Raw genomic sequence first — 13613 nt, 5'->3', positions numbered from 1 at the left:
CAGGTTTTCGATTTACTTGAACTCAACCGGGAAGCCGATCGCGGGTTCCGGCAGGTCTACACCGAACCATTGCTTGAACGAGGCCTTGTAGGTCGGGAACTCCACACCGGTCATGGCTTCATGCAGCGCGGTGTTGACGAAGTTCAGCCAGTCCTGGTCGCCACGCTTGACGGCGCACGCATAGGTCTGCGGGCTCCAGGCGTAGGCCGGGCTGCGATAGCGGCCTGGGTTCTGCACCATCAGGTACTTGACCGAGGACTGGTCGGTAGCGGCGGCATCGGCGCGACCGGAGTTCACAGCCTGGTACATCAGGTCGACGCTGTCGTACTGGTCGACCTTGGCCTTGGGCAGCGCCTGGTGCACCAACTCTTCGGCGTAGACGTTTTGCAGCACAGCCACGGTGACGCCGTCGCCGGCGGCCTGCAGGTCTTCAATCTCTTTGTACTTGCTGTTGTTCGGCAGCAGCAGGCCCACGCCTTCGCGGTAGTACGGCAGGGTGAAGGCGACCTGCTGGGCACGGCTGGCGGTAACGGTAATGAACTGGCAACTCATGTCGACCTTGTCGGTCAGCAGGTTGGGAATCCGGGCGTCAGACGACTGCACCACGAACTCGACCTTGCTCGGATCGTTGAACAAGCCCTTGGCCACGATACGGCCGATGTCGATATCAAACCCCTGCAACTTGCCATCCGCTCCCTGGAAGTGCCACGGCGCATTGGTACTGCCTGTACCCACGATCAAGTGCCCACGCTTGAGCACATCATCGAGCTTGCTGTCCGCCGCCTGCACGATGCTGGCGAGGGAAGCCGATGCGGCGAAGAGAAAAACACACGCTTTAAACACGGAAGGTCGGTGATGCATGACAAGCACTCCAGGAGTTGTGTATTCCGCTATACCGGAACTTAGTATGTAACAACGGAATAGACAGCAGAAAGTGTGCCACACGCGGTAACAGAAAAATATGACGCATATAAATTTGTTATAAATCAGTCAGATGACTATTCATGAGCAGCAAGGCGTTACGCCAGCATCTGGAATCACGTTGCTACCCAAGGCCCCAAATGCCGGTGACAGGCCTCAATCGAGTGCGCCACAACGACTTTGCCGCGCACCGTTGCAGTGCGCATGCAGCCTGGAAAAATCCCCACACTGGACTAGCCTTGGCGCATCTCTGCCGACAAGGACCCCGCCCTGATGAAGCTCCGTCTCACTCTGGTTTTGCTCGCTTTCCTGACGGCCGGCAGTGCCTCGGCCAACAACGACCGTCGCGAATGCAAAGCGGAACTACGCAAGCTCAATGACGCCTTGAGCACCAACTACACCAGTCAGAACCACCATGGCTACCGCCAGGCAAAGGCCTCACGAGACAATCTGGAATACAAGAAATGTGCGAGCCAGGCACGCAAGGCGCGTGAACGGGTGGAGCGTAACGGCGACCTGTGAAGGTTGACAGTAGACCCGAACACCTTCCCGCCTTAGCGTGAGCCATGCCTGGAGGGGAATGTCGATGAACTATGTGAATGCCGTGATTGCGGACAAGGCTGCGTTTGAGCGCGAACTGGAGACGGCGCAGCCCGTTTTTGTGGTGTTTATGTCACATGACTGCACGGCGTGCAGTGACGCACTGCCACGCTTCATGCGCATCAGCGAACACTACAAGGACCACGTCAAAATCTTGATCCTTGATTGCCTCGACACCCCACGACACCCAAGTGTCGACCGCATCCCGATGCTGCTGGTCTACCACAACCAGAGACTGCTCGAAGCCCTTCCCGGCCTTGGCGAGCAAGCGCTGAAAAGTGCCTTCAAGCAGTACACCCAACTACCCGCCGTTACGCCTTAGGCAAAGGCGTCAGGCAAACTTGCGTCACCCGCCGCTCCTCCACCGCCGCGACCGTCAGGCGCCAGCCCTCATGTTCCAGGCTATCGCCCACTACCGGAAGGCGGTCGAGCAGGCTCATGACCAGGCCGGCCAATGTCTGGTAGTCCTCGGTCGCAGTCGCCCTGAAGCCGGTGCGCTGGCGAACCAGGTTAAGGTTCAAGGCGCCATTGGCGCGGAAGCCATCGCCCTCTTCGACGATATCCGGGCCCTCGATTTCGCTGGCATCCGGCAACTCACCCGCGATGGACTCCAGGATATCGGTCATGCTCAACACCCCCATGAAATCACCGAACTCGTTGATCACGAACGCGATATGGGTCGACTCCTGGCGCATTTGCTCCAGGGCATTGAGGATCGAGAAACTGTCCAGCAAATTGATCGCCCGGCGTGCCAGGTGCTCCAGGTTCGGCTCGTTGCCGGCCAGGTATTCCTTGAGCAATTCCTTCTTGTGCACGAAGCCCAGCGGCTCATCGACGGCGCCGTTGCGGATCAATGGCAGCCGTGAGTAGGACGAATGCATCAGCTTCAAGCGAATACTGTCAGGATCGTCCGCCAGATCGATGCAGTCGACCTTGGCCCGCGGGGTCATCAACGTGCGGATCGGGCGTTCGGCCAGCTGCAGCACACCGCTGATCATCACGCGCTCACGTCGGTCAAATAGCGGACCTTGCGCGGCATCCGGCTCGCCCAACAGGTCAGCGACCTCTTCACCCACTTCTTCCACGGCCAGGCTGCGACCACCCAACAAGCGCATCACGGCATGGGCCGTGCGCTCACGCACCGGCAACACGCCTTGGGCCGATTTCTTGCGACGTGAACGGGCGATCTGGTTGAACACTTCGATCAGGATCGAGAAACCAATCGCCGCGTACAGGTAGCCCTTTGGAATATGGAAACCCAGGCCTTCGGCGGTCAGGGCGAAACCGATCATCATCAGGAAGCCCAGGCACAGCATGATCACTGTCGGGTGCGCATTGACGAAGCGGGTCAGCGGCTTGCTTGCCACGATCATGAGGCCGATGGACACGATCACCGCGATCATCATCACCGCCAATTCATCCACCATGCCCACGGCGGTAATCACCGCATCCAGGGAGAACACCGCATCCAGCACCACGATCTGCGCCACGATCGGCCAGAACATCGCGTAGGCGACATTGCCGGTACGCTGGGCCACATGGCCTTCCAGGCGCTCGTGCAATTCCATGGTGGCCTTGAACAGCAGGAACACACCACCAAACAGCATGATCAGGTCACGGCCCGAGAAGCTCTTGTCGAACACCTCGAACAACGGCTGGGTCAAGGTCACTAGCCAGGAAATACTCGCCAACAGGCCCAGACGCATCAGCAGCGCCAGGGACAAGCCGATCAACCGCGCGCGGTCACGCTGCTCCGGTGGCAACTTGTCCGCCAGGATCGCGATAAACACCAGGTTGTCGATGCCCAGCACCAGTTCCAGCACAATCAAGGTCAACAGGCCGAGCCAGGCCGTTGGATCCGCTAACCATTCCATTTATTGAGTCTCTTCAGTCATCGATTTTCAGAATGCCGGGCACGGCAAGGCGCGGTCAGTGGACCGGTACAAGGTTAGCAGTCGGAATACGGGGTGCTTCAGAGGGAACAGCGGCAGCGTAAGTCTTGGGGAAAGACGACTGGGGGGCTCCGAGAGGGTGTTCATGCAAGTCCTGACATAGCAAAAGGACTTGAATCCTACATCTGAAACACAAATTTCCTACAGCGCGAAACTATTACTAAATCTGTACCCCCCTGCAGGCGTCAGGATTTTCGGGTAGCGTCGTCCAACGCCAGAATGGTGTGCGCATTGGTCACCGTCGTGGCCAGCGTATTGATCACCCCCGACCGCAACGCCCCCAGGGTCGCCGCCGCCTTGGTGTTCTCGCTGGCAATCGCCACCACATCCGGGATGCGAAACAACTCCGGCACCGTCAACCCAATCACCCTGCCCTGTATGGCGTTGACCGCAGGCTGGCCGTGAATGTCGATAAAGTCATACCCCATCATGTCGCCGACAGTGCCGGACAAACGCGCCTGGGCGATTTCCTGCGGTGAAAACCACCCCATGCGCACCATATTGCTGTTTTCGCTCATGTCGCCAATACCGATCAACGCAATATCCGCACGCCGCGCCCGATCCAGCGTCGAGCGCACGGTGTCGTTATTGATCAGCACCCCGCGCAATTCCGGGTTCGCCACCAGGGCCGGAGCATACAAGCTTTCACTCTCCCCCCCGAAGCGCAGCGCCAGGCGCCGACAGATATGGTCGGGGTTCATGTATTCGCCGGCCTTGAGCGAACCACCGATGGCGCAGACAAATGTGCAATTGCGTGTCACCGGCAAGAACACGTTGTCGGCCACGGCCCCGACGTTGCGCCCCATGCCCACCGCGACAATCATGCCATCGCTCAACGTCTTGTTCAGGTAGTTGGCCACCAGGCTGGCGACGGCCGAGCGCTGGGTGTCAGGCTCACTGTGGTCGACGGCGATCAATGCGCGATCCAGCTTGAAGCGCTCCACCAACGCGCGCTCCAGCTCATTGTTCATCGCCGGATGCTGCAGCACGCGCACCTCGACAATCCCTTCATCGCGCGCACGCTTAAGCAGGCGGCTGACCTTTGCCCGCGACAGATCGAAGCGCTTGGCGATGGCTTCCTGAGTGACGTTCTCGAGGTAATAGAGCATCGCCACTTCGGTCATCTGATCGATATCGCTGGCAATGCGCTGGGTACTGTCACTCATGGGGACGGGCTTCCGTTTCGGCGTCAAAGGCGCATTCTCCCGACTCTTGCCCCGTTTAGTCCACTACTGATGCCCGTCGCGCTCGATCGCATTGATACGCTCGACCTTGGCGCCGGAACGCGCCGACTCAAACTCCGACTCCAGAAACGATTTGACGATGCTTTTGGCCAGCTCCGCACCGATCACCCGCGCACCGATGGACAGGATTTGCGCATCGTTGCTCTTGCGCGCCCGCTCCGCCGAATAGGTGTCGTGGGCCTGGGCCGCGCGAATGCCCAACACCTTGTTGGCGGAAATGGCCATGCCAATCCCGGTGCCACACACCAACACACCCAGCCGCTGCTGCCCGGCATTGATCGCGTTGGCCACGGCCAGGGCGATGTCCGGGTAAAGCACGGGCGCGGTGGAATGGGTGCCGAAGTCGGTCACCGGGTAACCCAGCGCCTCGATATGGCGCTTCAACAGCTCTTTGAGCTCAAAACCCGCTTCATCGCATCCGATAGCCACCGGGAAAGGTGTGTTCATGGCGTCTGGCTCCACTGCCGTGATCGTGTTTATGACCGATCATATGATCAGTCAGTGAAATTATGCTCACACATTTCGCGGTCAACCACCCCTCACTGTCAAGCATGATTTAACTGACTCGCCAGTCAATGGCGCCTAAATAGGCGTTATTCACGCACAAGATCAGAATTATGGCTTTTACATGAAAGAGATTGACTGATCAGAATTTCATTTGATACACATATGCTCACAGCGAAACATGACTGTGCGACCTAATAAGAATTCACAGCACGAGGACACGCCAATGGCCAGGCCATTACTGCTCCAGGCTGAACACGTCGCCAAGGCTTACGCCGGGGTCCCTGCCTTGCGTGACGGGCGCCTCTCTCTGCGGGCCGGCAGCGTCCACGCCCTGTGCGGCGGCAATGGCGCGGGCAAATCGACATTTCTGAGCATCCTGATGGGCATCACCCAGCGTGACGCCGGCAGCATTCTGCTCAACGGCGCGCCGGTGCAGTTCAACCGCCCGAGTGAAGCGCTGGCAGCGGGGATCGCGATGATCACCCAGGAGCTGGAACCTATCCCCTACATGACAGTCGCCGAGAACATCTGGCTGGGACGCGAACCACGCCGCGCCGGTTGCATCGTCGACAATAAGGCCCTTAACCGTCGCACCCGCGAATTGCTCGACAGCCTTGAGTTCGACGTCGATGCCACCAGCCCGATGCACCGCTTGAGCGTCGCGCAGATCCAACTGGTGGAAATCGCCAAGGCCTTCAGCCATGACTGCCAGGTGATGATCATGGACGAACCCACTTCGGCCATCGGCGAACACGAGGCGCAAACCCTGTTCAAGGCCATCCGCCGCCTGACTGCCCAGGGCGCCGGCATCGTCTATGTGTCGCACCGCCTGAGCGAACTGGCGCAGATCGCCGACGACTACAGCATCTTCCGCGACGGCGCCTTTGTTGAAAGCGGGCGCATGGCGGACATTGATCGCGACCATCTGGTACGCGGCATCGTCGGCCAGGAACTGACCCGCATCGACCACAAGGTCGGCCGCGAATGCGCTGCCAACACCTGCCTGCAAGTCGACAACCTGAGCCGCGCCGGGGAGTTCCACGACATCAGCCTGCAACTGCGCCAAGGCGAAATCCTCGGCATCTATGGCTTGATGGGCTCGGGGCGCAGCGAGTTTCTCAACTGCATCTACGGCCTCACGGTCGCGGACTCCGGCAGCGCCACCTTGCAAGGCAAACCCATGCCGATCGGACTGCCTAAGGCGACCATCAATGCCGGCATGTCCCTGGTCACCGAAGACCGCAAGGACAGCGGCCTGGTGCTCACCGGCAGCATTCTTTCCAACATTGCCCTGTCGGCCTACAAGCGCCTGTCGAGTTGGTCGCTGATCAATGCGCGCAAGGAAACCCAGCTGGCCGAGGACATGGTCAAGCGCCTGCAGATCAAGACCACGTCCCTGGAATTACCGGTGGCGTCCATGAGCGGCGGCAACCAGCAGAAAGTGGTACTCGCCAAATGCCTGTCCACCGAGCCGGTCTGCCTGCTGTGCGACGAACCGACCCGCGGCATCGATGAAGGCGCCAAGCAGGAGATCTACCACCTGCTCGACCAATTCGTACGCGGCGGTGGCGCCGCCATTGTGGTGTCTTCGGAAGCCCCGGAGCTGCTGCACCTGAGCGATCGCATCGCCGTATTCAAGGGCGGCCGGCTGGTGACCATCAGCACCGACACCGCCCTTTCCCAGGAAGCCTTGTTGAGACTTGCCTCATGAATGCCAAAACCATCACAGCCCCCGTTACTGCCGCGCCGCGCAATCGCCTGCGTCTGTCCCTCGACCGTTTCGGCCTGCCGCTGGTGTTTATCCTGCTGTGCGTGGTGATGGCGTTCTCCAGCGAGTACTTCATGACCTGGCGCAACTGGATGGACATCCTGCGCCAGACCTCCATCAACGGCATCCTCGCGGTAGGCATGACCTATGTGATCCTGACCAAGGGCATCGACCTGTCGGTGGGTTCGATCCTGGCCTTTGCCGGGTTGTGCAGCGCCATGGTCGCGACCCAGGGTTATGGCCTGCTGGCAGCGGTCAGTGCCGGGATGTTTGCAGGCGCGATGCTCGGCGTGGTGAACGGCTTCATGGTCGCGAACCTATCGATCCCGCCGTTCGTGGCCACCCTGGGCATGCTCAGCATTGCGCGCGGCATGACCTTCATCCTCAACGATGGCAGCCCGATCACCGACCTGCCCGACGCCTACCTGGCGCTGGGCATCGGCAAGATCGGCCCGATCGGCGTGCCGATCATCATCTTTGCCGTGGTCGCACTGATCTTCTGGATGGTGCTGCGTTACACGACTTACGGCCGCTATGTGTACGCGGTGGGCGGCAATGAAAAGAGCGCACGCACCTCAGGCATCGGCGTGCGCAAGGTGATGTTTTCGGTGTACGTGGTCTCGGGCCTGCTCGCCGGACTGGCTGGCGTGGTGCTATCGGCCCGTACCACCTCTGCCCTGCCCCAGGCCGGGGTTTCCTATGAGCTGGACGCGATTGCCGCCGTGGTGATCGGCGGCACCAGCTTGTCGGGCGGCACCGGCAGCATTGTCGGCACGCTGTTCGGCGCACTGTTGATCGGGGTGATCAACAACGGGCTGAACCTGCTCGGCGTGTCCTCTTATTACCAACAGGTCGCCAAGGGCCTGATCATCGTGTTCGCAGTACTGATCGACGTGTGGCGCAAGAAAAAACGCTAGAGAACGACCTACAACAATAACCGGAGTTCTACTCATGAAACTTGGTACCACCCTGGCCGCCACCGCGGCCCTCTCCCTGCTCGCCTGCAGTATCGCCATGGCCGCCGATGGCAAGACCTACAAGGTCGGCGCAGCCGTCTACGGCCTCAAGGGCCAGTTCATGCAGAACTGGGTCCGCGAGCTCAAGGAACACCCGGCGGTCAAGGACGGCACCGTGCAGTTGACCGTGTTCGACGGCAACTACGACGCCCTCACCCAGAACAACCAGATCGAAAACATGGTGACCCAACGCTACGACGCCATCCTGTTCGTACCGATCGACACCAAGGCCGGCGTCGGCACCGTCAAGGCGGCCATGAGCAACGACGTGGTGGTCATCGCCTCCAATACGAAAGTAGCCGATGCCTCCGTGCCGTATGTGGGTAACGATGATGTCGAGGGCGGCCGCCTGCAGGCCCAGGCCATGGTCGACAAGCTCAATGGCAAAGGCAACGTGGTGATCATCCAGGGGCCGATTGGCCAGTCGGCGCAGATCGACCGGGAAAAAGGCGAACTGGAAGTGCTGGGCAAACACCCAGACATCAAGATCATCGAGAAAAAGACCGCCAACTGGGACCGCGCCCAGGCCCTGGCACTGACCGAAGACTGGCTGAACGCCCACCCCAAAGGGATCAACGGCGTGATCGCGCAGAACGATGACATGGCCCTCGGCGCCGTACAGGCCCTGAAGTCCCACGGGCTGACCTCCAAGGATGTGCCCGTCACCTCTATCGATGGGATGCCCGACGCGATCCAGGCGGCGAAAAAAGACGAAGTCACCACCTTCCTGCAAGACGCCCAGGCACAGTCCCAGGGCGCGCTGGACGTGGCGCTGCGCGCACTGGCCGGCAAGGACTACAAGCCGCAGTCGGTGATCTGGGAGCGCTATGCCAAGGAGGTGAAATGGGGTGACGGCACGGCCAAGAACTACATCCTGCCGTGGGTGCCGGTCACCAATGCCAACGCCGATGCACTGTACAAACAAGTCAGCGGCGGCAAATAACGGTTTTGACCTGTAAATGCGTGCCAAATGTGGGGGCGGCACCGCCCCCATATCGGACCGCCACCGTTTTCGAAAATGGAGTTATTCATGTCTGGATTCTGGAACCAAGCCTTCGACCTGACCGGCCGTTGCGCGGTGATTACCGGTGGCGCCGCCGGGATCGGCCTGGCCTGCGCGAGCCTGCTGGTGGAACGCGGCGCGCGCGTGGCCCTGCTGGACCGTGACCCCGCGGTGGTCGAGGTAGCCGCCGGCCTGGGCGCCGGGCATCTGGGCATTGCCGTCGACCTCGGTCAGATCGGCCAGATACAACACACCATCGACACGGTTTTCGCACACTTCCAACGCCTGGATTACTTGATCAACAGCGCCGGCGTGGTGCTGCTGGACAAGGCCGTCGATGTCAGCGAAAGCGCCTGGGACACCACCCTGGACATCAACCTCAAGGCCAGCTTCTTCGTGGCCCAGGCCTGCGCCCGGCACATGCTCGCCCAAGGCAGCGGGCGCATTGTCAACCTCGCTTCCCAGGCCGCCGTGATTGGCCTGGACCGGCATGTCGCCTACTGCGCAAGCAAGGCCGCCATTGTCGGCATGACCAAGGTACTGGCCATGGAGTGGGCCCCACAGATCAACGTCAACGCCATCTCCCCGACCATCGTCGAGACAGCCCTGGGCAGGAAAGCCTGGGCCGGCGAAGTGGGTGAAAAGGCCAAATTGCAGATCCCGGCGGGCCGCTTTGCCCAGCCGGAAGAAATCGCCGGGCTGGCGCTGTACTTGCTCAGCGATGCCGCACAGATGATCACCGGCGCCAACATGGTGATCGACGGCGGCTACAGCATTCAGTAATTCATCTTCTTGTCGTGAGGTTTTGTCATGTCCACCGTCACCGAACGCACACCTGAACACCTGTCCCCGGTCATCCCGAAAACCATGCAGGCCGTGGTTTGCCATGGCCCGGAAGATTACCGCCTGGAAACCGTCGACGTGCCCGTGCCGGGCCCCGATGAAATCCTCACCAAAGTCGAGTTGTGCGGCATCTGCATGGGCGACATCAAGACCTATCGCGGCGCCCCGTCGTTCTGGGGTGACGCCGAACAACCCCGCTACGTGAAACCGCCCATGATCCCCGGCCATGAATTCGTCTGCCGCGTGGTTGCCTTGGGCCCAGGCGCAGAGAAACGAGGGGTGAAGGTCGGTGACCGGGTAATTTCCGAACAAATCGTGCCGTGCTGGGGCTGCCGCTTCTGCAACCACGGTCAATACTGGATGTGCCAGAAGCACGACCTGTATGGCTTCCAGAACAATGTGCAGGGCGCCATGGCCCAGTACATGATCTTCACCAAGGAAGGCATCATCCACAAAGTGCCGGACTCTATCGCCCCGGACGAAGCAATCCTGATCGAACCACTGGCATGCTCACTGCACGCCGCGGAACGCGCCAATGTGGATTTCGACGACGTGGTGGTGGTCGCCGGCGCTGGCACGCTAGGCCTCGGGATCATCGGCGCGGTGCGCATGCGCAACCCGAAAAAGCTCATTGTCCTGGACATGAAGCCGGAGCGCGCCGCCCTCGCCCTGCGCATGGGCGCCGACGAGGTCTGGAACCCGGCCGAGGAGGACGTGCTGGCGAAAATCCGCGAGATCACCGACGGCTACGGGTGTGATATCTACATCGAGGCCACCGGGCACCACAAGGCGGTGAACCAGGGCCTGGCCATGCTGCGCAAGCTGGGCCGCTTCGTCGAATTCAGCGTGTTCAATGACGAGGCCACCGTGGACTGGTCGATCATTGGCGACCGCAAGGAGTTGGACGTGCTGGGCTCGCACCTGGGACCGTACATGTACCCGCGCGCCATCGATTTCATCGGCAACCGCAAGATCGACATGCGCGACGTCGTGACACACACATTTGCGCTGGCGGATTTCAAGGAAGCGTTCGCTGTCATGGAGCGCGGCGATAAGTCGCTGAAGGTGGTGCTGCAACCCTGACCGCGCACCCACCGCTTCTGCGCCTACCGTTAACAACAAGAACAGGAACCCGCGTTATGAATCGAGTCATCAACGATCCGGACCAGGTGGTCGAGGACATGCTGCGCGGCATTCTGGTCGCGCACCCCGAACTGCGCCAGTACGAGACCAACCCACGCGTCATCGTCAAGGCCAAGCCTTCTGGGCCTGGCCGCGTCGGCATTGTCACCGGGGGCGGGTCGGGCCATGAACCGGCCTTTCTCGGCTATGTCGGCCCGGGACTGGTGGATGCGGTGGCCGTCGGCGAGATCTTCTCCTCGCCCACTGCCAAGAGTTTTTTCGACGCGTTTCGCGCAGCCGACCATGGCGCAGGTGTGGCTTGCCTTTACGGTAACTACGCTGGCGACAACATGAACGTGAAGCTGGCAATGAAAATGGCCGCCAGCAAAGACATGCGTATCCGCACCGTGGTCGCCAACGATGACGTGGCGTCCGCGCCCAAAGCCGAGATTGCCAAGCGCCGTGGCGTGGCCGGGGAAATCTTCATGTGGAAGATCGGTGGCGCCGCTGCCGCCCAGCATTACGACCTGGACGGCGTGATCCGGGTCGCGCAGAAGACCGTCGACCACTGCCGCTCGATTGGTATCGGCCTCACGCCGTGCACTATTGCGGCGGTGGGCAAGCCGAACTTCCAGATTCCCGACGGCCAGATGGAACTCGGCATAGGCCATCATGGCGAACCGGGCATCGACGTAATCCCGATCGAACCGGCCGCCGCCATGGCCGAACGCATGCTCGCGCCGATCCTTGCCGACCGCGACTTCAGCCAGGACAACAGCGTGGTGGTGCTGGTCTCGGGCCTGGGCGCCACGCCGGTCATGGAGCTGTATATTTTCTACGCCGAGGTCGAAAAACAGCTCACGGCCAAAGGTTTGAAGATTCACCGTTGCTATGTGGGCAATTACTTCACGTCCCTGGAAATGATGGGCGTAACCCTGACCCTGCTCGGCCTCGACGCCGAGCTTACAACCCTGATCGATCAACCCTGCCGCTCCATCGGCATGACCCAGGCGGAGTGAACCATGAGCCAGTATTTTTCCACCCGCGACGGCGGCGCCATCGTCAGCGACCTGGTCAGCGTGATCGTCGCCAACCGTGAATACCTCAGTGAAATAGACGGCGCCATCGGCGATGGCGACCACGGCATCAACATGGCCAAGGGCTTCGCCCATTGCGGGCGCACCCTTGAAGGACGCCAACTGACCCTGGCCGAAGCACTCGACGAGCTGACCCTCAGCCTGATGGAGGGCATCGGCGGTTCCATGGGCCCGCTGTATGGCAGCCTGTTTATCGGCATGGCCGATGAAGTGCGCAACAGCGACGACATCGACGCCGCGACTTTTGCTCATTTGCTGCGCGGCGGGTTGACCTCGTTGCAGGACATTACCGAAGCGGGGGTGGGCGACAAGTGCCTGATGGACACCTTGATACCGGCGGTCGAAGCCTTTGAGCAGGCACACGCCACGGGGGCCTCCTTCAGCGAAGCACTGGACGCAATGAAAGCCGCCGCATCACAGGGCCGCGACTCGACCAAGGACCTGGTGGCAAAGATCGGCCGCGCCAGTCGCCTGGGCGAACGCTCCCTCGGCGTGTTGGATGCCGGCGCCGTGTCGTGTTGCCTGATCCTTACGCGCCTGGCCGACTCGGTACAGCCGCGACTGTCTGCTTGATCTGCTGGAGATACCGCGCCACCGCCGGCGCTTGCTCGAAGCGCCGGTGAATCAGCGACAGCCACGACGACGCGTCACTGCCCTGAATGCTGCGGTACACCACGCCAGGCAAACTCACATGCCCCACCATTGACGCCGGCACCACCGCCACGCCCTGCCCGAGTGACACCAGCGCCACCACCGCCACCAATCCACCGGGTTGCGGCCCCAGGCGCGGCGCGTAGCCGCCTTGCGCGGCCACCTGCAAGGTGCCACTGATTTGCTCCGGCAAGATGAACGTCTCGTTTTGCAGGTGCTCGCAACCGATGGCCTTGAGGCCCAGCAGCCACGAGTCCTGCGGCAGCGCCAATACAAACCCCTCACTGTCCAGACGCACCGCCTCGACACCCTCCGGCAGGGTCATGGGCGAGCGGATATAACCGATATCGACACGCCCGTCCGCCACCGCGCCAGGCAACGTCGCCATCGCACATTCGCGCACATTCACGCTCACATCCGGAAACGCCTGGGCGAACGCCTGCATTTGCCGCTGCAACAGCCCCGAATACACCGCCGACGCCACGTAGCCCAATTGGATATGACCGATCTCGCCACGCCCAGCGCGCTGGGCATTGCGCTGGGCGAACTCGAACTGGCGCACGGTAGCTTCGGCTTCGATCAGCAAGGCGGCGCCGGCTTCGGTCAAGCTGACCTCGCGCTGCTGGCGGACGAACAAGCGCGTACCCAGCGTCGTTTCCATGTCCTGGATCTGGCGGCTCAACGTCGGTGGCGCAATGCCCAACTGCTCGGCGGCCCGGGTGAAGTTGCGCTGGCGGGCTACAGCCAGGAAGTAGCGAAAATGACGGATGTCCATAACAGGATTAGCTCAAAGGTAATGAAGTGCTTCACGGCGGCTAACAAAGACGTCGCCGGCCGGGATTAAGCTAACGGCACGTGAACACTAGAGAGCCTTTGCAATGTCCGTCAA

General features: G+C 61.1%; 14 protein-coding genes. 9 read left to right on the top strand and 5 right to left on the bottom strand.

Annotation, left to right across the window (positions count from 1 at the left end; genetic code table 11):
• Positions 1-12 precede the first annotated feature (12 nt).
• Positions 13-861 carry a transporter substrate-binding protein gene (locus tag AC4PS7_RS14035; RefSeq protein ID WP_010210965.1) on the bottom strand — a complete coding sequence of 283 codons (849 nt, stop codon included), beginning with the start codon at positions 859-861 and terminating at the stop codon, positions 13-15.
• Positions 862-1194: 333 nt separating this feature from the next.
• Here AC4PS7_RS14035 and AC4PS7_RS14030 point away from each other — a divergent pair, with 333 nt between their 5' ends.
• Positions 1195-1443, top strand: coding sequence for a hypothetical protein (locus AC4PS7_RS14030; protein ID WP_010210966.1), 249 nt, complete (start codon positions 1195-1197; stop codon positions 1441-1443).
• Positions 1444-1501: 58 nt separating this feature from the next.
• A complete protein-coding gene (locus tag AC4PS7_RS14025) occupies positions 1502-1843 on the top strand; it encodes a thioredoxin family protein (protein ID WP_021491704.1) in 342 nt (113 codons plus the stop codon).
• Here AC4PS7_RS14025 and AC4PS7_RS14020 read toward each other — a convergent pair.
• From AC4PS7_RS14020 to rpiB, 3 genes are all read right to left on the bottom strand, one after another.
• The gene (locus AC4PS7_RS14020) at positions 1833-3395 is read right to left on the bottom strand and encodes a TerC family protein (RefSeq protein ID WP_010210971.1); all 1563 of its coding nucleotides are present in this window, start codon (positions 3393-3395) and stop codon (positions 1833-1835) included. The genes AC4PS7_RS14025 and AC4PS7_RS14020 overlap by 11 nt on opposite strands.
• A gap of 263 nt (positions 3396-3658) precedes the next feature.
• Entirely contained in the window at positions 3659-4639 is a 981-nt protein-coding gene (locus tag AC4PS7_RS14015) for a sugar-binding transcriptional regulator (protein ID WP_010210972.1), read from the bottom strand.
• A 63-nt stretch (positions 4640-4702) separates the two neighbouring features.
• Positions 4703-5164, bottom strand: a complete 462-nt coding sequence (gene rpiB, locus AC4PS7_RS14010; protein WP_010210973.1) for a ribose 5-phosphate isomerase B — start codon at positions 5162-5164, stop codon at positions 4703-4705.
• A gap of 283 nt (positions 5165-5447) precedes the next feature.
• Between rpiB and AC4PS7_RS14005 the strand changes: the two genes are divergently transcribed.
• The 7 genes from AC4PS7_RS14005 to dhaL all read left to right on the top strand — a co-directional run bounded on the left by AC4PS7_RS14005 (position 5448) and on the right by dhaL (position 12646).
• Positions 5448-6935, top strand: coding sequence for a sugar ABC transporter ATP-binding protein (locus AC4PS7_RS14005; RefSeq protein WP_492179499.1), 1488 nt, complete (start codon positions 5448-5450; stop codon positions 6933-6935).
• Complete coding sequence (locus AC4PS7_RS14000) at positions 6932-7909, top strand: ABC transporter permease (RefSeq protein ID WP_010210977.1); 978 nt, start codon at positions 6932-6934, stop codon at positions 7907-7909. The genes AC4PS7_RS14005 and AC4PS7_RS14000 overlap by 4 nt, the downstream gene beginning before the upstream one ends.
• Before the next feature lie 34 nt (positions 7910-7943).
• Positions 7944-8951: a substrate-binding domain-containing protein gene (locus AC4PS7_RS13995; RefSeq protein WP_010210978.1), complete on the top strand. Its 1008-nt coding sequence runs from the start codon at positions 7944-7946 to the stop codon at positions 8949-8951.
• Positions 8952-9038: 87 nt separating this feature from the next.
• Positions 9039-9794, top strand: coding sequence for an SDR family oxidoreductase (locus AC4PS7_RS13990; RefSeq protein ID WP_045792243.1), 756 nt, complete (start codon positions 9039-9041; stop codon positions 9792-9794).
• Positions 9795-9821: 27 nt separating this feature from the next.
• The gene (locus AC4PS7_RS13985; protein WP_042571596.1) at positions 9822-10937 is read left to right on the top strand and encodes an MDR/zinc-dependent alcohol dehydrogenase-like family protein; all 1116 of its coding nucleotides are present in this window, start codon (positions 9822-9824) and stop codon (positions 10935-10937) included.
• Between the two features lie 56 nt (positions 10938-10993).
• The gene (locus tag AC4PS7_RS13980; protein WP_010210984.1) at positions 10994-11995 is read left to right on the top strand and encodes a dihydroxyacetone kinase subunit DhaK; all 1002 of its coding nucleotides are present in this window, start codon (positions 10994-10996) and stop codon (positions 11993-11995) included.
• A 3-nt stretch (positions 11996-11998) separates the two neighbouring features.
• Positions 11999-12646: a dihydroxyacetone kinase subunit DhaL gene (gene dhaL / locus AC4PS7_RS13975; RefSeq protein WP_010210985.1), complete on the top strand. Its 648-nt coding sequence runs from the start codon at positions 11999-12001 to the stop codon at positions 12644-12646.
• Here the strand turns inward: dhaL and AC4PS7_RS13970 are convergent.
• Positions 12603-13499 carry a LysR family transcriptional regulator gene (locus AC4PS7_RS13970; protein WP_021491707.1) on the bottom strand — a complete coding sequence of 299 codons (897 nt, stop codon included), beginning with the start codon at positions 13497-13499 and terminating at the stop codon, positions 12603-12605. The genes dhaL and AC4PS7_RS13970 overlap by 44 nt on opposite strands.
• Between the last annotated feature and the right edge of the window lie 114 nt (positions 13500-13613).

This window comes from Pseudomonas sp. DW-iso3 (assembly GCF_058725305.1).
The sequence above is the reverse complement of the archived record's forward strand: the minus strand, read 5'-3'. Positions and strand labels throughout refer to the sequence as shown.

Bases quoted from the DNA above. Each gene is read 5' to 3' on its own strand.
- AC4PS7_RS14015 (WP_010210972.1), bottom strand. From the start codon at position 4,639: ATGAGTGACAGTACCCAGCGCATTGCCAGCGATATCGATCAGATGACC.
- AC4PS7_RS14035 (WP_010210965.1), bottom strand. From the start codon at position 861: ATGCATCACCGACCTTCCGTGTTTAAAGCGTGTGTTTTTCTCTTCGCC.
- AC4PS7_RS13970 (WP_021491707.1), bottom strand. From the start codon at position 13,499: ATGGACATCCGTCATTTTCGCTACTTCCTGGCTGTAGCCCGCCAGCGC.
- AC4PS7_RS13985 (WP_042571596.1), top strand. From the start codon at position 9,822: ATGTCCACCGTCACCGAACGCACACCTGAACACCTGTCCCCGGTCATC.
- AC4PS7_RS14030 (WP_010210966.1), top strand. From the start codon at position 1,195: ATGAAGCTCCGTCTCACTCTGGTTTTGCTCGCTTTCCTGACGGCCGGC.
- rpiB (WP_010210973.1), bottom strand. From the start codon at position 5,164: ATGAACACACCTTTCCCGGTGGCTATCGGATGCGATGAAGCGGGTTTT.
- AC4PS7_RS14025 (WP_021491704.1), top strand. From the start codon at position 1,502: ATGTCGATGAACTATGTGAATGCCGTGATTGCGGACAAGGCTGCGTTT.
- AC4PS7_RS13990 (WP_045792243.1), top strand. From the start codon at position 9,039: ATGTCTGGATTCTGGAACCAAGCCTTCGACCTGACCGGCCGTTGCGCG.
- AC4PS7_RS14005 (WP_492179499.1), top strand. From the start codon at position 5,448: ATGGCCAGGCCATTACTGCTCCAGGCTGAACACGTCGCCAAGGCTTAC.
- AC4PS7_RS13980 (WP_010210984.1), top strand. From the start codon at position 10,994: ATGAATCGAGTCATCAACGATCCGGACCAGGTGGTCGAGGACATGCTG.
- AC4PS7_RS13995 (WP_010210978.1), top strand. From the start codon at position 7,944: ATGAAACTTGGTACCACCCTGGCCGCCACCGCGGCCCTCTCCCTGCTC.
- dhaL (WP_010210985.1), top strand. From the start codon at position 11,999: ATGAGCCAGTATTTTTCCACCCGCGACGGCGGCGCCATCGTCAGCGAC.
- AC4PS7_RS14000 (WP_010210977.1), top strand. From the start codon at position 6,932: ATGAATGCCAAAACCATCACAGCCCCCGTTACTGCCGCGCCGCGCAAT.
- AC4PS7_RS14020 (WP_010210971.1), bottom strand. From the start codon at position 3,395: ATGGAATGGTTAGCGGATCCAACGGCCTGGCTCGGCCTGTTGACCTTG.